Here is a 19748-nt window from a genome sequence, read left to right as displayed (position 1 = left end):
AATATGTCTAAAATATCGAATTAATAATCTTTATTTATTAAGACTTTTTATAAATTTAAGGAGTTTTATAATTCTTTTTTTAATGTTCGGTTAATCGTTATCTCATCGTTCAATCTTCTTAATCTCTTTACTATTTTTTAAAGAGATACAGTTTTTACTTTAATAGGAAATAAAAAACTCCCCTTCAAATCATTTGATAAGAAGGAGAGCCTTAAAATGTCTATTCCTTATTTCTTATGTTGGGTTTGACAAGTTTAGACCTCTCACCTTCTTCTTTTGTTTGAGGATTGTACGGTACTACATAATAAGAAGGTACATTAAATACATTTACAAAGGAATCTTTGTACTCATCTAAACCAGTAACAGTATCTATTAATTTCTCTTTTCCATTCTTCACTCGATAGATTCGATATTGTTGTCTGTGGTCAGTTGGTGCATTCCAGTTAATGACGACAGTGAATAATCCAAATGGAGAGAATGATACTTTTGATTGAACATTAGAAATAGGCTCTAAATTTATCGGTGATTCTAAATCGTCTATATTTTTTGGTTTTTTAAATTTGGTAGAGGGTTCTCTTCCTGCTTCACTTAAAATCTTTTTAAATAAAATGGTTGGATATGTACTACCATTTCTTAAAAAATGGTTTGAATCTGTTTTATCATATCCCATCCAAATTGCACCTACTACGTCTGGTGTGTAGCCTACAAACCAAGCATCTTTATTTCCATTTGTTTGGCCAGGTATATTTGTAGATCCGGTTTTACCAGCTAAATCGCCAGTAAAACTTCCTCTACTAGCTGTTCCTTCATTTACAACACCTTTAAGCATTTTTGTCATATACCAAGAGGTTTGTGATGAAAACACTTTATATTCCTTAATTTTCGCTTCAGCAACTAATTCATTGTTCCGATCATAAATTGCATTAATAACAAAAGGTTCTAATGCATCTCCATCATGATCAAAGGCACTATATGCTTTTACTAGCTCTAATGGTGTTAAACCAATCTTAAGTCCTCCAAGCGCCATACTTAAACCTTGATCGGGGATATTCAAATCCATTTTTTCTAAATACTCTTTTGCATTATCAATCCCAATATCATTTAATAACCAAACTGCTGGCACATTTGCTGACTCTATTAACGCATTAAACATCGAAATCGTTTTCGAATAAACTCCATTATAATTCTTCGGTTTATAGTCTCCTAACGCACTCTGTTCATTTGGTAATAAAGAATACGGATTGTAGTTCCCCGTTTCAAGTGCTGGCGAATAGACAAGTAAAGGCTTCATTGTTGAACCAGGCTGTCTTTTCACGTTAATACGATTTAAACCTTGAAAATAGTAATTTCTCCCCCCAATTGCTGCCTCTACACCGCCTGTTTCGGAGTTTATTAATACGAAGGCTCCTTCAGCATTTTGATCAGTTCCCGGAAAATAGTTTCCATTTTTAAAATATTTATAGGCGGTTAATTGTGTTTTTTTATGGATAGGAACGACAACTTTGTATCCACCATTTAAAAGTTGGTCATAAGAAATCCCATATTTCTCTTTTGCTTCTTTTATAACCATATCAATATATGTAGCATATCCGTTTTCAAATTTTTGTTCCGTAATATGTAATACTGATGGTTTACTTTTGGCATTCTGATACTCAGTTTCAGTTATATAATGCGTATCTAGCATTTTATAAAGAACAAGATTCCTACGCTCTAAAGATCGCTCTGGTTGTGTAACTGGATCATAATGAGATGGAGCTTTTAATAAGGCTGCTAACGAAGCACTTTCCTCAATGGTCAAATGTTTAACATCTTTCCCGAAATAATATTTTGCAGCCCCACCTATGCCATATACCCCGTGACCGAAATAAACCTGATTTAAATACATTTCTAGTATTTGATCTTTTGTATACTTTCTTTCTAGATTAATTGCTATAATTACTTCCTTTGTTTTTCTCATAAATGTTTTGTCGTTCGTCAAAAAAACATTCTTTGCAAGTTGTTGAGTAAGTGTACTCGCACCTTGTACTTTACTAAATGCTTTTATATCATTTACTATTGCCCGAAAGATTGATTGTGTATCAATTCCATGGTGCTTATAGAAACGTTCATCTTCAATTGAAACTACTGCTTGTTTAGTATAATCAGGTATATCACTAATTGAAACGATTTGATGATTTTCATTATATAGCTTTGATACAAAATTCCCCTCTAAATCTACCATTTCCGATGATGAATGGACGACTAACTTATCTTCATCTATAACATAATTACCTAAGAAAACGATTAGTAAAAATCCAACAAAGCTAATTAACAGGACACCTAACAGTCCTATTGCTAAATATCCCCATTTTTTCAATTATTTCACCTTCATTTCTCTTACACTATAACAAATAGTATATCCATTTATTCCCATGAATAAGTCATTATTTCCTTTTTTTCGATCTATATTTCCTTGGCAATACATTTTTCGTCATTTCTTAATTGAAGATAATTTTGAAGGATATCAATTACATTTCTTGAATAGGTTATATAGATAGTAAGTAGGAGGGTGAAATAATGTCAGATTTATTTTCTTTATTAGATTCATATTATCCGGAAATGGTATCTACTCGTAGATACTTACATGAAAATCCTGAGCTTTCATTTAAAGAATACGAGACAGCAAAATTCATTCAAAACTTTTATCAACAATTAAATATTCCATTCAAATCAAATGTCGGTGGCAATGGTGTTGTTGCTACTATTAATGGTCGTAATCCTGGAAAAACAATCGCTTTACGAGCTGATTTTGACGCATTACCTATTCAAGATGAGAAAAATGTTCCTTACTCCTCAAAAGTGCCTGGCGTTATGCATGCATGTGGTCATGATGGTCACACTGCTACACTATTATATTTAGCAAAGGCACTTCATGAGCAAAAAGATTCATGGGACGGTAAGGTTGTCATACTTCACCAACATGCAGAAGAATATGCTCCAGGTGGAGCAATTTCTATGATTGCTGATGGCTGTTTAGACGGTGTTGATGAGGTTTATGGAACCCATTTGTGGGCAATTGAAGAATTAGGAACAATTGGTTATCGAAAAGGACCAATCATGGCAGCAGCTGATCGGTTTTCAATCACAATCCAAGGTCAAGGCGGTCATGGTGCAGAACCCCATCGAACAAAAGACAGTATTGTAATCGCTAGTCAACTTGTTATGGCACTTCAACAAGTTGTTAGTCGGGAAACAAATCCAATTGACACTGTAGTGTTATCAATCGGAAGTTTCGAAGCAAAAAATGCTTTTAATGTAATCGCCGATCGAGCAACCTTAATAGGAACGGTTCGTACGTTCAAAAAGGAAACACAAGAAAAAGTAAAAAAACAAATAGCTAGAATCATTAAAGGGATTTGTCTAGCAAATGATGTTACATACGAATATAAGTACGATGATGGATATCCTCCAGTAGTAAATCATGAAAAAGAAACTGATTTATTAGTTAAAGTAGCCGAATCAATTGATGAAGTTAGTCAATTAAAAGAAATGGACCCTAAGATGGGCGGAGAAGATTTCGCATACTACTTACAAAAATTACCAGGTACATTCTTCTTCACTGGAGCTAAACCTCCTCACGTCACAGAAGCATACCCTCATCACCATCCAAAATTTGATTTTGACGAAAAAGCAATGCTAATTGCAGCAAAAACACTAGGGTCTGTGACATTAACTTCATTGAAACAATCACAAAAATTAGTTGAACAAAAATAAAAAAAGGAGAACTTTTAGTTCTCCTCAGACTGTTGACAAACGCTCGCTTTCTTCGTTGCTTCGCCTGTCTGCGGTGCTCATTACCGTCTAGGGTAACTCCGCTCCTCACCAGGCTTCGCGCCTCGAAAGACAAGCGCTTGCAATCAGTCTGAAACTCAAGTTTTATGTACTTTGTCTACACACTGAGGAGAACTTTTAGTTCTCCTTTTAGTATGTAACTCTTTAGATGAGATTTTCATTCTTCTTCATATACCTTAATCGATAAGCATTTTTAGCCGTTTCACCTAATTGTTCAAGAAGTTGATAATTTACATATGCTCCAACAGGTGCTCCAATAATAGGAACTAATTGCAGAAGTTTTGCTAAATCGATATGATCTCGATATTCTAGTTGTAATTGCTCCCAATTGACTTGGGGATTTTCATCTACTTTATCTTCCCACTTTTCAATAACTTGAAATACTTTTTTGCGATGGCTGTCACTTGAAAAAGCAAGTTGAAAAATATACAACATGAATTGTCGTTCAAGCTCATCTTTAGGCGAGTAACCATATATTTTTGCTGCCTCAACTAAAAACCTTATTTTTATTCCTAGTAATAGCGGAAAATCAGCAAGACCGAGTAATATTCCCCCCGCACCTGTACCCGCACCTTCTACAGCTGAAATCTTTTTGTACTCGTTTAACTTTTTATCTAAGATTAAATCTCTTTCTCTAAGTGTTAATGCTTCATACTCTTCACCACTGCCATTAAAAACAGTAGACCCTCCCATAAATAAAACCGTCATATTTTTAACTGTTTTTGTGAGCAAGTCTTGTATTTGTTCTGGTAATAATGATTGAAGCTTTAACTGAACTTTTTTTGCAGAAGTTTGAAAAATATTTGAATCGGACATTACTTTTTGTTTCCATCTAGATAGTTCGTACTGAATACGAAGTTCATAAGAATCCATTCTGTCCACCCTTTACAATTTTTGTGGCTGACTTAACCTTTTATGCACATAAAATTTAATTAACCACATTGAAAATAAAGTATACACAACGATTGCAATAATAAAGTTTAAAATTGATAAGCCCTTTATTAAACCAATAATACTAAAAACTAGACTACATATTATCAGTAGTATATACAAAAGTGTTGAAATAGATTTTTTATTTTCTTCATTTGTATAAGGATAAATTTTCCACAACAAATGATAGTTGTACTGTTTTAAAATTGACATATTCTGTAGGGAGATTACGTATAGAAATAAAATACCAATCAATATTTTCCCAATCGTAGTTGGCACCAAGTAAACTACAAACCCACCTACGAAAAGTTGTCTTAAAAACATACTTAAATAGTTACCATTTCGGATAAATGTACGAACTAGTAAATAATTCGCAGCATTTCTCATTTTAATTTTATTAATGATTGGATCGGCCCATTTTCTTCGCTTAACTTGTTGTTGAATAGATGGTACATCAGTAAACATATTCGCAAATCGATAAAAAGTCGCTAATCTTGAAGTATCAAGTTTAACATTTCTTTCCCATTGTACTCTTTTATTTTTACTACCTATTTGAATAGATAATGCATAAACAGCTAAAATTACGATCATTATTACAAGGAAAAAACTGCTCCATTTACTTAATAAGCCATAAATAAATAAGAAAGTACCTAGCAACCTTAAACAATAATCAAAAGCTCGGTTTAAAATACCGCTATTTGTAAGGTGCATGTATGAAACAAAGAGATTGTATCCTTTTAATAAGAAAATTATTAGCATAAAGACGATAAAACTTGTTGTTTGTCCTAGTGAAAATTTCTTATATATTGGATATATCACACCTAGCATCATTAACATTAAATAAACTTGAACGATGTATGTAATTAAAAAGGAGCGGATAAAGTAACTTTTCATCTTTTTTTCTAAAGGTAGTAAATAATGTAAATCAGGTCCTTTAAAAAAAGTAGTAACTTGACCTGTTACAACAAGAAAACTAAAAAGAATAGAGATTAGTAAAATAGCCGGAAAGTCTGGAGAAATTGTTTTTAGCATTTGTTGATAATAATATGCTCCTCCTCCAAATCCAAAAACAATTACAAATTTTATATGATCATTAAAAATATAACGACCATATTTACTCATTTCTTTTAAAAAACTCCTATACCTTGCTAACCATAATTCTTTGATCGTACTCATATTTCTTTTTCCTTCGTTGCAAAAATATAAATTTCATCTAATGAAGCATTTGGCATATTATATTGAGTTTGTAATTCGTTTAATGTACCTTTTGCAATAATGACTCCTTCATGCAAAATAATAAATGAATCACAATAAATTTGAGCAGTCGATAAAATATGAGTAGACATTAGAATGCCTGCTCCTTTTTCTTTTTCATTGTTCAAAATCTCAAGTAAATCATTTATCGCGATTGGATCAAGTCCTAAAAATGGTTCATCTATTATGTATAACTGTGGTTGAACAATAAGGGCACAAATGATCATTACTTTTTGTTTCATCCCTTTAGAGAATGTCGAAGGAAAATATTTTCTTTTATCATATAATCTAAATGTTTTTAATAGCTCTTCACTACGTTTTTTAAAATCCTTTTCAGGAATATTATACGCCAGGGCTGTAATTTCAAGATGTTCCTGTAAAGTTAATTCATCATAAATCATCGGAGTTTCAGGAACATATGATATGCTAGCACGATATGCAGTTGGATCTTTATCAAAAGATTCACCATTAATTAATATGTCACCTTTAGATGGTTTCAAAAGTCCTAATATATGTTTTATTGTCGTACTCTTACCGGCACCATTTAACCCGATTAAACCAACAAGCTCATTCCTATTAATCGTAAATGAGACATCTTTAATGACAGGCTGTCTAGTGTATCCACCTGTGACATCTTTTACATGCAATAAAGTCATTCTTTACAAATCCTTTCAAATGTACTTTTCCTATAAATTTTATTGTATCAAATAATAATCTTAACTTCCTTAATATCATATTTATGGAATACTAAAAAAAAATCCTTCTTTTTTTGAATACTATTTTAGGTTAAGGGTATTATAATTCATGAAGGGAAAGCAACACACTTTCCAGTTCAAAATTTGAAATGAGGTGTGTGTTAAAGGAAATTTAATTTGCGTTCAAACCTAAGTCAGATAATTGTTTAAGTGAAATGAGGTATCTCCAAAGATTAACATCGTTGTCATTTACAGCAATGCAAAAATCTAAGGAGATGGTGCGCTTGAACATGTTCTATAAAAACAAAGGTCATTAGTATACCAATTTGTAAATGAGGTGTCTCGAGCAGAACATATAATTTATTTATAGGTGTACCAATTTATTGAACATTAAAGCAAATGAGGTGTCTGTTAAAGACAATTTAACTTATTAACCTAAATTCATTTTCTAAATCTTTCCCCTTCATCAAGGAGCAACTACTGGTTGCTCCTTGTTTTATTTTGTTGAAAAACAATCTTGTCAATTAATTACCTTATTTTCGTAATAGTAGAAGGTTGATTTCCAATACAGGATGCCCGCTTTCTCAGATCTTGCATTTCTTATGGATTGAAGTATTCTTTCGTTCAAATCAACTTATCATATGAAGATGTTTACATTAAATTTACTTCCTTCTATTATCTATACTCTTATTTATCTAATTAACCAATAATTAACTAGTCCCTCTCTGTTTTATAGCCTTTCCTCTCAACCTTCGATGCCTTTTAAATCTTTTTTTCTCCTTTTAGGAATACTTTCTTTACCGCAGGGCATCATAATTCTAGAAGGGAAAGCAACACACTTTCTAATTCGAAAATTTGAAATGAGGTGTGTGTTAAAGGTAATTTAATTTGCGTTCAAACCTGTGCAAGGTAACTGTTAAAGTGAAGTGTCTCCCAAGATAAAGCATCGTTGTATAAAACAGCAGTGAAAATATCAAAGGAGATGGTTAGCTTGAACATTACTTAAAATCAAAGGTTTTTGTATACCAATTTGTAAATGAGGTGTCTCGAGCAGAGCATATAAATTTATTTTAAGGTGTACCAATTTATTGAACATTAAAGCAAATGAGGTGTCTGTTAAAGACAATTTATAATTACTCCATAATTCTTTCCTCTTCATCAAGAAGCAACATAGGTTGCTTCTTGTTTTATGTTGTTGAAAAGAAATTATGTTATGTTGATTTCCACTCCTAGATGCTCCACACCTTGGTTTGCTCCTCGAGGGCACGTCCCCGTTCCCCTGTACTATACTCTTAATGATCCAAATAATTAAATTAGTCTTAAACTGCTTTTAAGGGTTTTTATTGTTTTTGCATACTTTCTTTCATATAGGGCATCATAATTCTTGAAGGGAAAGCAACACACTTTCCAGTTCAAAATTTGAAATGAGGTGTGTGTTAAAGGTAATTTAATTTGCGTTCAAACCTATGCAAGGGTAGTTGTTGAAGTGAAATTTCTCCATAGATAAAACATCGTTGTATAAACAGCAGTGAAAACATCAAAGGAGATGGTTAGCTTGAACATTATCACTTATATACAAAGGTTTTAGTATACCAATTTGAAAATGAGGTGTCTCGACCAGAGCATATAAATTTCTAATAAGGTGTGCCAATTTATTGAACATTTAAAGCAAATGAGGTGTCTGTTAAAGACAATTTATAATTACTCCAATAAAATCTTTCCCCTTCATCAAGAAGCAACATAGGTTGCTTCTTGTTTTTTCCTGCCCCTATTTCCCCTTAAACCTACCCCTATGTTAAAATAAGGAAAAAAGTGAAAGGAAGTATAAAAAAATGGCACATGACACTAATTGTATTTTCTGTAAAATTGTTGAAGGTAGCATTCCAGCTTCAAAAGTATATGAGGATGATGATATTTTAGCTTTTTTAGATCTAAGTCAAGTTACAAAAGGACACACATTAGTCATTCCAAAGAATCATGTTGAAAACATATTCGAAATGAGTGAAGAGACAGCTAGTACATACTTCCGAAAAGTACCTCACATTGCTAATGCAATGAAAGAAACTTTTAATGTCCAAGGTGTAAATATATTAAATAATAGTGGTGAAGTTTCAGGTCAAACTGTATTTCATTATCATATGCATATTTTACCACGATACGGAAATAATGATGGCTTTGATGTAAAATGGCTTTCAAACCAAAATCAATACACAAATGAAACGCTACAAGAGATTGCAAAATCCATCGAAAATAACATTATTAAAAAATAATAAAATCATCTCTTTTAAAAACAAAAACAGGCGAGTGAATATCTCCTGTTTTTGTTTTTTTTATGTAAATCCCATCTGAATTCTGCAATATATACTATATTTTTATAGATTTATATTATATATTTACTATATTACCAATAATATTTTATCGACAATCACTCTATAGTTTCGTTAAAATTATTATACAAACATAATTCTCTCGACCCACAACACTTAATTATAATATAAAAATGTAGAATTTTATCAACTACTTTGTGAAAATTTTTAAAAATTCTAACTAAAAGTTCTTTATTTCTTCACATATTATTGGCATAATAATAAATAGATAGTTAAATAGAAAAGAAGGTGAATTGATGAAAACTGAACAAAAATTATACACAATGAAAGAAGCTTTGATTTTTAGTCAAAGAATTGCCCAAATTTCTAAAGCATTATGGAAGTCAGTTGAAAAAGACTGGCAACAATGGATTAAGCCCTATGATTTAAATATCAATGAACATCATATTTTAATGATCGCCTTCCACTTAAAGGGTGCGTCTATTTCTGAAATTGCTAAATTTGGTGTGATGCACGTATCGACTGCTTTTAACTTCTCTAAAAAGCTAGAAGAACGTGGTTTATTAGTGTTTTCTAAAAAAGTAGAAGATAAACGTAATACGTATATTGAATTAACAGAAAAAGGTAAAGATATGCTATTAGAAATCCTAGGTGAATTTGATCCAGAGACAAATTCAGTTTTTCAAGGTACTTTACCATTAAAAGAATTTTATGGTAAATTTCCAGAAAATATGGAAATTATGGCTATTTTACGTAATATTTATGGAAAAGATTTTATGGATATATTTGAAACAACTTTAGGTAACATAGATAAAGAATTCATTGAAGAAGATAATCGTTTAATTAAGAAACCTTAATATCTTCTTTAAAGTTACAATTTCAGTTTATATGCCGTGAAATTGTACACATAAATAGAAGCGGGGCAAGATTAATTAAATCCTTCCGCTTTTTATTTCGGCCACTTTTGTTCAAAATTTCACATAAATACCTCTTTAAAATCCTCAAGCTTTTATTTCCTTTTCATTTATTTCTAAATTTCATTTAACAAGCATCTGTACTAACTATTTCATCTGGAATAAAAACTCAACCGGAGGTACAATACCTCCGGTCGAATATTTGTCTTATTTACAAATTAGATGCAAGCTGCTCCTACGATAATTAATAAGATGAACAATACAACGATTAACGCAAATCCTCCACCATGGAATCCTACGCCCATCATTCACACCTCCTTTTGCTACATATCTTATCTTATGCGTGTAGTAAAAAATGGTCTGGGCAAATGTATAAATAACCTTCATTTTTGAAGATTCATACTACTTATAAAAATGAACACCCAATAATGATTAACAAAATAAACAGGATCACGATTAATACAAATTCATTCGATGCTTTCCCCTCCATTTTTCCACCCTCCTAACAGTAATCCATAATAATATATAGACGAATGCCTTAAATGATTGGGCGAATGTCACGATTGACAAGTTTTTAATTTGCAGGATAAGCAAGACTTTTAGGTAAAATCAGGAGTTATAATATAAAAAATAGAAACCTACATTCATTTAATCCCCTACTCTCATAGTGCCTACATTTCATTTAAAACTAGTTCAAGTTTCCTTAAAATTAATTTATTTTTAGTTAAAAAGCATACCAAATTATTCTTTTTTTGGATAAACTTTGTCATATTGAAGAAAAATATGTTATATTAAGTGAAGTAATTTCCAGTAAAAGGTACGTCTAAATACAGGAAAAATTAAGATTTAAGCTCCATACTTTAATAAGTAAAATTTTTCTTTATAAGAAATCATTTTAAATTTTTATTAGGAGATGTTTAAATGAAAAAGTTAATCGTATCTGCAGTTTTAGCTACCTCAGTATTCGGACTAGCAGCATGTGGATCTGCTGGTATTAGTAACGATGTTGTTGCTACATCTAATGCGGGAGATATCACATCTAAAGATTTATATAACAAGATGAAGGATACAGCAGGATTAGCAATGCTTAAGCAAATGGCTATTGAAGATTATTTAAAGAAAAACTACAAAGTTAGTGATAAAGATGTTGATGCTAAATTCAATGAGTATAAAACACAAAATGGTGACCAATTTAAAGCTTTCTTAGCACAGTACGGATTTAAAGATGAAGCAGCATTTAAAGATCGTGTTAAAATCGATCTATTAACTGAAAAAGCTGCTGAAGCTTCAGTTACAAAAGCTGATTTAGCAAAATATAAACCAGAAATTAGAGCTAGTCATATCTTAGTAAAAGATGAAGCTACAGCTAAAAAAGTTGAAGAAGAATTAGCTAAAGGTGCAGATTTTGCAGCAGAAGCAAAAAAATATTCTACTGACACTGGTTCAAAAGACAAAGGTGGAGATTTAGGTTATTTTGGTGAAGGTGCTATGGTACCTGAATTCGAAGCAGCTGCTTACAAATTAAAAGTTGGAGAAATCAGCCAACCTGTTAAATCACAATTTGGATACCATGTTATTAAACTAACTGGTAAAAAGACTGCTAACGAAAAAGATGCTCGCAAAAAACTTGCAGAGTCTAAGCTAAGCCAAGAAAACTTCCAAGCATTCTCTGATGAACTTCTTAAAAAAGCTAAATTTAAAGTAAAAGATAAAGACTTAGAAAGCCAAGAGAAAAAATCATAATAAAAAACCTGCCTTAATTGGCAGGTTTTTTAATTGGATGAAATCTCAGAGTTAATAAGTAATTGCTCTCTTCGTTCTCTTTCTTCTTTAATTCTTTGTAAGTAAATTTCTCCCTCTTTTTCAATGAATGCTTCATCTGCATCTCTTTCTTGTTTCGAGGTATAAAGCACCATAAATCCACTTACAAAAATTCCTAAAATCACGATATACATCCAAAATGGTAAAATTGGCATTGTTTTTCCTCCTTAGTAGACAAGCATTTGCTTCATTATATGGCTAATAAGGAGGAAGTATGATTAATTTAAAATTTTGGTTTGTAAAAACTACGATTTTCTAATGGGAAAATACGCTCTGTATATTCTCCTGGTTCAACTCTTTCAAGTGCGCGGTCTAACATATTCATTTTTGCATCAATATTATCAATATAATGTAAAATTTCCGCTTCTTTAATTAAAGGTAGTTTAGGACTACCGTACTCATACTTACCATGGTGACTCAAAATAAGATGCTGTAGAACAGTAACCTCTTCTCCCTCAATACCTAGTTCGATTGAGGCATTTCCAATTTCAATTGCCATAAGCGAGATATGACCTAATAAATTACCTTCTACAGTATACTTTGTTGAAACTGGACCAGATAATTCTCTCACTTTTCCTAAATCATGTAGTATGATTCCAGCATATAGTAAATCTTTATTGATTGAAGGATATAAATTCGCAATTGACTCACCTAATTTCAACATACAAAAAACATGGTATGCTAAACCAGAAACAAATTCATGGTGATTCTTAGTTGCCGCTGGAAAATCAAGAAAATCCTCTTGATTTTTTAATACTAGATACTCAGTAAGCTTTTTAAGTTTTTCATTGGCCATATTATTAATATATGAAGTAATTTTCTCATATAATTCTTCTTTAGAAACTGGTGCTCTTGCGAAAAAATCTTCCGGATTAACTTCGTCTGTATCTTTAGTTGGACGAATTTGGCGTAATTTAAGTTGAAGTTTTCCTCTATAATCGTGTAGCTCCCCTTCAACTTTTACAACAGTTCCTTCTACATACGCTTCTTCTTGCTCTGAAGAAATATCCCAAAGCTTCGCCTCAATATCTCCACTTTGATCTTGTAAAGTTAAAGATAAGAATGTTTTTTGATTACTTGCTACACCTTTAGTAACAGCTTTGACAAATAAAAATGTTACAAAACGTTCGCCAACTTCATGATCATATACTTTTTTATCCATAAGTACCTCCATTTTGTATATGCTTCCTTAAGCTCTACTTAAGTAAATAGCTTAAAATATTTTGGAAAATTAATTTCACAAAATAAAAAAAGGAAAATCAAATTATGTATTAGTCGTTTTACTTATCTATTATACGTTAAAATAGATACTTAGCCCAACAATGTTCATACAAAAAATTAAGACATAATCTAACAATTCTTAAAATCTGTTGTAACCTCCAAATGTCAAAATTTTAAATCCGAACTGAATTTTTTTATAATTCAAATTATTACTTTACACAGCTTTTCAATCTATGCCAAAATAGTAATATCGCAACTACTTTAGGGAGGTCTAGGACATGGCAACATATCGAATTACTGCTTTTGAAAAAAGTGGCGAATCAATTGTCGATGAACAATTTGAAGCTAATTCTGACTTAGAAGCAAAAAAAATTGGTACAGAAAAACTTAATACACTCGGTGCACTTGATAAAACACACCGTTGCATTAGTCAAACTGGTAAACTACTTTTATTTCATCCATAATAAAAAAAGCTGCGAAAATTTATCGCAGCTTTTTTGTTTTGATCTAAATTAAGTACCAATCAAAGTTTCAACACTTTTCAACTTCTGCTTGGCGTGGACTACCTTTTAATGAAAAAGCCGTCGTGAATTTCTTAACAGCCATAGGATTACCTTTAAGTACATCCTATTTACATTTTATGAAGCAGGTTCAACTTTTGTAGCTTTATAGCCAGAGCCATCCCATATGAGATATACTCGATATTTTTGCGAGCCTTTTGTCTTTGCTGATACAGTTCCGACTGAGCCACCTGGGTTGCTTTTGTCACTACCTAAAAACCATACAGTCATATTGCTTGGATCTGTTCCAACAGCAGAAGAGATTGTCTGAAGCATTGCCTGCCAGTCTTGAGAATTTCGATCATAGCTTGTCACATGTTTGGCACCAGTTTGTGCACCCGTTTGTTCTGGTGATTCCGGTGCCGTGCCCTCTGATTCGTCATCATCAATTGTTTGAACCGTTGTTGATGTCTCTTTTACACCATTTTCATCATTCTTTTTGCTGTCTTTGGCTGAGGCATAAGCACTTTTATTAGATCCTGCCTTATTATCATTCGGCGAAAAAATGGAATACGAAACAAATGCTATTAGTATTAGTACGATTCCGATTGATCCAAATAAAATGAGTTTTGTTTTTTTTCTTTTCGCTCTTGACGTTGTACGTGAATTGCTTTGAATCTTTTTCAATCTAACCACTCTCCCAAAACTGAGAATGTCAACATTCTACCATGAGTGGAGAAAAACTTATAGTCTTGTATTTTAAAATTAACCATTTCGTAAAACAACTGTTAAGTTTTTTTCATTGTCAGACACAATTTAACTAACAAAGACTAGTGCATAATAGAATATAGACAATCTAATTTTTAATGATTTATTCTTTTTTATATTAAATACATAAGATTACAGAAAGAAAATAGTAGTGTGATCGTAAATAGTCAATAAAATATTATATCTACTATTTCAGTTTATTTAATTGTACTTTTGTTAATTTTATCTGTACATCTTTTCTTTTCTTCTAATCAAAAAAATCGACCGAATCCAGTCGATTTCACGATCCTTATTTACCAGTAAAAACCGGCAGTCTCTTTTGTAAAAAGGCCTGTACACCTTCTTGATGATCTGCTGTTCTTCTCATTGCACTTTGTCCTTCTTTTTCAAATAAAAGTACATTTTTTAAGGACTCTACGTTACCGTTACTGTAGATTTGTTTTGTTTGGATCATCGCACTTACTGGTTTTTGAAGAATAGACTTCACGCGTTCATTAATTTTTTGTTCAAAGTCCCCACTGATTACTTCATCAATTAAACCAATTTCTAGCGCTTGCGTTGCATTTAGTTTTTTACCTTCCCAGATCAGTTGTTTAGCTTTTGTTTCACCTAACCTTTTTTCTAAGAAGTAATGTGCACCACCATCAGGAATTAAGCCAATTCCGATAAAGTTCATTGCCAATACACCTGATTCGTGAGCAAGAACGAAATCACTAGCAAGAGCAAAACTTAGTCCTATTCCAGCAGCTGGTCCATGAATCGCACTAATAACGATTTTAGGTAAAGTATATAATTTAACTGCTACATCTGTAATTAAATCCATTACTGGACCAAAAGCAGACTCATCTGTGTTACTTAGCATTGATTTTAAATCTCCACCTGAAGAGAAACCTTTGCCATTTCCACATAGAACGACTACATCAACGTCTGAGCTAGCAATTTCATCCAGTACATCTCGAAATTGTCTGAATGTATCTTCATTCATTGCATTCAATACTTCAGGTCGATTAAATACAACAGTGGCAACTCGTCCCTCTTTTCTTAATAAAACATGTTCTGCCGTGTTTGAAATAGACATAAAAAAATCCCCCTTGTTTTCATGGTTAATTTAAACATTAAACATCGCAAGGGGAAATTCCTTTATTTTTCATTAATTTGATTGATTACTTTTCGAAAATAACTCATCTAAAATCTTAATTTTTGCATTTGTATAATGCTCATAACCGTCATTATATGATTTAGGATCTTTTGCATTAGCAAAACGAGTTATTTGACGAGTTTCTGGATTTACGAACTTACTAGATGCACCACAACCTAAACCAATAATTGTTTGTTCTTCTTCCATAATTAATATATTATACAAGCTTTCTTGACCATCAACAGAGTAACCAATGTTCTCAAGATTACCTAATATATTTTTTTGACGATATAAATAGTATGGATGATAGTTATGATTTTTTGTCCATACGGTTGCTTCATTCATCATTTGCTGCACTTCATCTCGATCTGCAACTTTATATTTTTGTTTGTTTTGCGTCATTTCTGAGGCTCTTTTAAATGAAAGTGTATGAACAGTCAATGATTCAGGCATTAACTTTTCAGTTTCATCTAATGTATATTGAAATTCTTTTAAACCTTCTCCAGGTAAACCAATAATCAAATCCATATTTATATTGTTCATACCCATTTCACGGGCTAGATGGTACTTTGTTATTGTTTCATCCACAGTGTGATGTCTACCAATCGCTTTTAACGTTTCTTGAATATAGGATTGTGGATTAATACTAATTCGATCAATATTCCATTTATTTAAAACATCTAATTTTTCGGGTGTAATTGTATCAGGTCTACCAGCCTCTACCGTAATTTCACGAACCTGCTTCATATTTGGAAATGATTCGTGCATCTTAGCATACAGTAAGTCCATTTCTTCTGCTGTAATACTAGTAGGTGTCCCTCCACCATAATAAATCGTCGTAATGTTAATGCCACGTTGCTTTAGAAATTCGCCGATTTTTTCCATTTCGAAATGTAATCCATATAAGAATGAATCAACTGCACCTTGTTTCCCTTGAATAGCATAAGCTGGGAATGTACAATAAGCACACTTAGTAGGGCAATATGGGATACCAATATAAAGACTAACTTCATTTTGCAAGTTATATAAATCTGGTATTACTTTTAACTGACGATCGACGATTGATTGCATTAATTCAATTTTTTCGTCATGGATTAAATAGTCATTTCGTAGCTCTTCATGCGCCATTTCCTTTGATATACCAGATTTAAGTTTTGAATGAAGGAGCTTAGTTGGTCGTATGCCAGTTAAGATTCCCCACTTTTGCTGAATTCCGGTATGCTCTTGTAGTAATGATAAAAAGACAAAATTAACTGCTTTCTTTTTAAATTTAAATGATTCTCGATCATCTTTACCATCTACATAGCTTGTAGTTGCTTCGAAATTCGTACCTAGCTTACCGGTTACTTGTTTATTAACTTCATCTAGTACAAAACTTACTTCAATATCTGCATCTATTTTTTCTAACGATACATCACAGTCTTCAAAAAATAGTTGAGCTAATAGCTCTAACGGTCTTTGAAAACGAATATCCTCTAAGCCTTTAATATATATTTTCATTTTATTATCACCTTTTTAAGTTATCACTTAAGTATAAAATTAAAGAGTAACGAGGTCAATTATTTAAAATTCACTGAAAAAGCCTGGTTTTCGAAGAGGATTCTCTTGAAAACCAGGCTTTTATTTATTTTTCGATTTTTAAATGTGTTTTTAAAAATGGCAGTGGGAATTGTTTCCTGAAATGCTCCTTGATCATATAAGGAACACCATTTTGATCATTTGATCTTGTAATCCAGTCAGCAACTTTTTTAATCTCTACAGGAGCATTTGACATAGCAACTCCTAAACCTGCATGCTCGATTAATGGTAAATCACTATAATTATCTCCGATTACAACCATTTCGTGATAAGAAATTCCTAAATGTTCACCTAATCGTTTTAATCCTGAATATTTTGAAATTCCTTTTCGGACGATTTCAATTTTACGATCTTCATCACATAAGCAATCAAGATGTGGATACTTTACATTCAATTCTTTTTTCACGTTATTTTTCTCTACTTCATCAGAGAAATAACATTCGATTTTTAAAGGTGATATTGAATTTTCCAGAATGCTATCTGAAAGTGATTCAACAAATTGGATTGGATAAAAGACAGGATCAGCATTTGATAAAACTGCTTTTGCCACTAAATTAGATTGTAATTTTTTTCGATTTCCAATTGAAAAATGTTCATGTGACAACCGAATATTACAATCATATTTTTCTAGTTTTTTAACGATGTCATAAGCTTCTTCCTCTTCAATTCTCTTTTCAAATAATGGTTCATCAAGCTTTGAAGAGATAAAGGCACCTGAGTGAGAGACCAAAAGGTTATTAACCTTAAGAGCTTTTGCGATTTTTTTTGTAGCTTGAAAATTTCTACTTGTATATAAGGTTACATAAATCCCTTTGTCTTGAACGTATTCAACAGCTTCTTTCGATTCTTTTGAGAGTTTTCCATTGGATTGCAATAAAGTACCATCTATATTAATTGCAAGTAACTTATAAATCACTTAATCTCCCCCATTTCGCGAAGAAATACCTTACTAGAATATATGACATGCTTCATTTAATTAGAACATTATAGGCTGTTATTATATCCATTCTTATACTAAAAAAGACTCCATTTCAATGAAGTCTCTCTTATGTGCTAGGAAAAATTTAAAGAAAGGCAGGAAAAAGTAAAAGAATGAATGATCCTCTTCTTATCCTGCCTTTTAAAAATATTAAAGTTCAAGTAAAGCTTTATAAAATTCTTCTAATGGACTCATGACAATTTTATTTACATCTTGGATGACTAAATTTAGTCTTTGTTCCACTTGCATTAAGTTTGCAATTAAAGGATTTTGAGACACTCTTGCAACAATTTCTTGTCCTTTTGCATTTTCTTCAGGTGTAACTGCTTCACCTTGATACATTTTTTGTTGCATCGCTTTTTGGAAGTTTTGAAATTCCATAAATAATGGTTTTGCATTTGGATCAGCTAATACTTGTGAGTAAAGTGATTGTAAGTTTTTAAATTCTGGTTGCTCCTTAAAAGCGTTTTGTAGTGAGTATGCAATATCATAAATATTTACAGCCATGTTACTACCTCCTATAAACTTTTGTATCTCCACTATAGCAAACATTCTATTATATGTCAGTCTTTCTAAAACAAATCAAACTTTCTTCCCTAAAAATTTCCTAAATACATTCACCAACTAGGCGAATATCACATAGTATACAACGACAATTATTTTGGAAAGGAGGAGAATCATTGCAATCTTTTCCTAAAAATCAAGAACCCCACTCTTTTGTTGTAGTAACTGATTCGATCAATGAGGAGTCATTATATCCTCTCGGTTCAATAACGACTCTTTGTGAGGAACTATCAGAGTTATGCAGAGACTCTGATATTGATTTCTATGTAACGACATTAAAAAAACTACTATCGAATGAATTAACAGGATATAAGCGTTCAGAAAATGGCTGGACTTTAATGAATGTACCTGCCCCATCCATCATTCATAATCGAATTCATTCGAGAAGACTTGAACGAACGAAAGAGTTTAGATTACTAAATTCTTCGCTAACAAGTCAACAAATACCTTTTTTTAATGCTCGCTTCTTAAATAAGCTTGAAGTTTTTAAAGCTCTGATTGATACAGCCTATATAAAGCCATACGTTCCATACACTGAGGAATGCTGCTCAGTCGAACAATTAGAGAATTTTATTCAAAAATATGAAACGGTTTTTATTAAACCCATTCACGGTAGCCAAGGAAGAAACATTTTTAAGGTTACAAAAGATAAAGATTTGTATCGTTTAAAAAATAGCCAAAATTCCGAAGTAGATGTTGAATATAAATCAATTTCTCAACTATTTCACCCAATTAAACAGCAATTAAGTAAGCGGACTTTTATCATCCAAGAAGGCTTACCTTTAATCAGTAAGGATGATCGACTTGTTGATTTTAGATTTTTATGTCATAAAAATAAATTTAATAAATGGGAAGTAACTTCAACTGTAGCAAGGATTGGTCACCCTACGCAGTTTGTAAGCAATTTGGCCCGCGGGGGAGACCTTCAAAAAATTGATGAATTTTTAAGTAAATATTTACCAAAGAAAGAGCGAATTCACTTTAAAAAGTTATTGGTTGAGTTAGCCATCGAATGCTGTATATGTATAGACTCCTCCTTTGATGGATTATTCGCAGAGTTTGGTGTGGATCTCGCTATAGACAATGAATTTAACCCTTGGGTTATCGAAATAAATTCAAAGCCTTCAAAAGATTTACATGTTTCAGACCCAATTCAAAAAATTAGACCTTCAACAAAAGCTATTTTTTCTCTTGTTCAATCATATTTATAAGTACAAGGAGTGAAAAG

General features: G+C 31.9%; 19 protein-coding genes. 6 read left to right on the top strand and 13 right to left on the bottom strand.

Annotated features, from left to right (window positions below; genetic code table 11):
- Window positions 1–220: 220 nt before the first annotated feature.
- Window positions 221–2356 (bottom strand): transglycosylase domain-containing protein, encoded by a 2136-nt coding sequence (locus V5E38_RS02645; protein ID WP_499212106.1) that lies wholly within the window; start codon window positions 2354–2356, stop codon window positions 221–223.
- A gap of 197 nt (window positions 2357–2553) precedes the next feature.
- Between V5E38_RS02645 and V5E38_RS02640 the strand changes: the two genes are divergently transcribed.
- Window positions 2554–3753: a M20 family metallopeptidase gene (locus tag V5E38_RS02640; RefSeq protein WP_499213496.1), complete on the top strand. Its 1200-nt coding sequence runs from the start codon at window positions 2554–2556 to the stop codon at window positions 3751–3753.
- Between the two features lie 222 nt (window positions 3754–3975).
- Here V5E38_RS02640 and V5E38_RS02635 read toward each other — a convergent pair whose 3' ends face one another.
- From V5E38_RS02635 to V5E38_RS02625, 3 genes are read right to left on the bottom strand one after another with little or no spacing between them, the layout of a single operon-like run.
- The gene (locus V5E38_RS02635) at window positions 3976–4704 is read right to left on the bottom strand and encodes an EcsC family protein (protein WP_097973750.1); all 729 of its coding nucleotides are present in this window, start codon (window positions 4702–4704) and stop codon (window positions 3976–3978) included.
- Window positions 4705–4716: 12 nt separating this feature from the next.
- On the bottom strand, window positions 4717–5937 hold the full coding sequence (locus tag V5E38_RS02630; RefSeq protein WP_499212105.1) for an ABC transporter permease: 1221 nt from the start codon (window positions 5935–5937) through the stop codon (window positions 4717–4719).
- Window positions 5934–6671, bottom strand: a complete 738-nt coding sequence (locus tag V5E38_RS02625; RefSeq protein ID WP_098233652.1) for an ABC transporter ATP-binding protein — start codon at window positions 6669–6671, stop codon at window positions 5934–5936. The genes V5E38_RS02630 and V5E38_RS02625 overlap by 4 nt, the downstream gene beginning before the upstream one ends.
- Before the next feature lie 1871 nt (window positions 6672–8542).
- Between V5E38_RS02625 and V5E38_RS02620 the strand changes: the two genes are divergently transcribed.
- The gene (locus tag V5E38_RS02620; RefSeq protein ID WP_097973755.1) at window positions 8543–8980 is read left to right on the top strand and encodes an HIT family protein; all 438 of its coding nucleotides are present in this window, start codon (window positions 8543–8545) and stop codon (window positions 8978–8980) included.
- 353 nt (window positions 8981–9333) lie between these two features.
- Window positions 9334–9894 carry an HTH-type transcriptional regulator Hpr gene (locus tag V5E38_RS02615; protein WP_097973757.1) on the top strand — a complete coding sequence of 187 codons (561 nt, stop codon included), beginning with the start codon at window positions 9334–9336 and terminating at the stop codon, window positions 9892–9894.
- A gap of 275 nt (window positions 9895–10169) precedes the next feature.
- On the opposite strand, the gene V5E38_RS02610 is transcribed toward V5E38_RS02615, so the two are convergent.
- Both V5E38_RS02610 and V5E38_RS02605 read right to left on the bottom strand, forming a co-directional pair.
- Window positions 10170–10259, bottom strand: a complete 90-nt coding sequence (locus tag V5E38_RS02610) for a YjcZ family sporulation protein (protein ID WP_097973758.1) — start codon at window positions 10257–10259, stop codon at window positions 10170–10172.
- A gap of 98 nt (window positions 10260–10357) precedes the next feature.
- Entirely contained in the window at window positions 10358–10441 is an 84-nt protein-coding gene (locus V5E38_RS02605; protein ID WP_082459494.1) for a YjcZ family sporulation protein, read from the bottom strand.
- 431 nt (window positions 10442–10872) lie between these two features.
- Here V5E38_RS02605 and V5E38_RS02600 point away from each other — a divergent pair, with 431 nt between their 5' ends.
- On the top strand, window positions 10873–11694 hold the full coding sequence (locus V5E38_RS02600) for a peptidylprolyl isomerase (RefSeq protein WP_097973760.1): 822 nt from the start codon (window positions 10873–10875) through the stop codon (window positions 11692–11694).
- 29 nt (window positions 11695–11723) lie between these two features.
- On the opposite strand, the gene V5E38_RS02595 is transcribed toward V5E38_RS02600, so the two are convergent.
- On the bottom strand, window positions 11724–11927 hold the full coding sequence (locus V5E38_RS02595; RefSeq protein WP_056472082.1) for a sporulation YhaL family protein: 204 nt from the start codon (window positions 11925–11927) through the stop codon (window positions 11724–11726).
- Between the two features lie 68 nt (window positions 11928–11995).
- On the bottom strand, window positions 11996–12934 hold the full coding sequence (gene yhaM / locus V5E38_RS02590) for a 3'-5' exoribonuclease YhaM (RefSeq protein WP_097973761.1): 939 nt from the start codon (window positions 12932–12934) through the stop codon (window positions 11996–11998).
- 337 nt (window positions 12935–13271) lie between these two features.
- On the opposite strand from yhaM, the gene V5E38_RS02585 reads away from it, so the two are divergent.
- Complete coding sequence (locus V5E38_RS02585; protein ID WP_097973763.1) at window positions 13272–13457, top strand: YhzD family protein; 186 nt, start codon at window positions 13272–13274, stop codon at window positions 13455–13457.
- Window positions 13458–13631: 174 nt separating this feature from the next.
- Here V5E38_RS02585 and V5E38_RS02580 read toward each other — a convergent pair whose 3' ends face one another.
- The 5 genes from V5E38_RS02580 to V5E38_RS02560 all read right to left on the bottom strand — a co-directional run bounded on the left by V5E38_RS02580 (window position 13632) and on the right by V5E38_RS02560 (window position 18463).
- Complete coding sequence (locus V5E38_RS02580) at window positions 13632–14180, bottom strand: YrrS family protein (RefSeq protein WP_499212104.1); 549 nt, start codon at window positions 14178–14180, stop codon at window positions 13632–13634.
- A gap of 370 nt (window positions 14181–14550) precedes the next feature.
- The gene (locus V5E38_RS02575; protein ID WP_499212103.1) at window positions 14551–15339 is read right to left on the bottom strand and encodes a Clp protease/crotonase-like domain-containing protein; all 789 of its coding nucleotides are present in this window, start codon (window positions 15337–15339) and stop codon (window positions 14551–14553) included.
- A 72-nt stretch (window positions 15340–15411) separates the two neighbouring features.
- Window positions 15412–16899, bottom strand: coding sequence for a coproporphyrinogen III oxidase family protein (locus V5E38_RS02570; RefSeq protein WP_499212102.1), 1488 nt, complete (start codon window positions 16897–16899; stop codon window positions 15412–15414).
- Between the two features lie 124 nt (window positions 16900–17023).
- Window positions 17024–17893, bottom strand: coding sequence for a Cof-type HAD-IIB family hydrolase (locus V5E38_RS02565; RefSeq protein WP_499212101.1), 870 nt, complete (start codon window positions 17891–17893; stop codon window positions 17024–17026).
- Window positions 17894–18106: 213 nt separating this feature from the next.
- Window positions 18107–18463 carry a YlbF/YmcA family competence regulator gene (locus V5E38_RS02560; protein WP_097973772.1) on the bottom strand — a complete coding sequence of 119 codons (357 nt, stop codon included), beginning with the start codon at window positions 18461–18463 and terminating at the stop codon, window positions 18107–18109.
- A 173-nt stretch (window positions 18464–18636) separates the two neighbouring features.
- Here V5E38_RS02560 and V5E38_RS02555 point away from each other — a divergent pair, with 173 nt between their 5' ends.
- Window positions 18637–19731, top strand: coding sequence for a YheC/YheD family endospore coat-associated protein (locus tag V5E38_RS02555; protein WP_499212100.1), 1095 nt, complete (start codon window positions 18637–18639; stop codon window positions 19729–19731).
- Window positions 19732–19748: the final 17 nt, after the last annotated feature.

The sequence above is a fragment of the Rossellomorea sp. GAMAL-10_SWC genome (genome assembly GCF_049568075.1).
GTDB lineage: Bacteria > Bacillota > Bacilli > Bacillales > Bacillaceae_G > Gottfriedia.
This window is presented reverse-complemented; position numbering and strand designations above follow the sequence as displayed.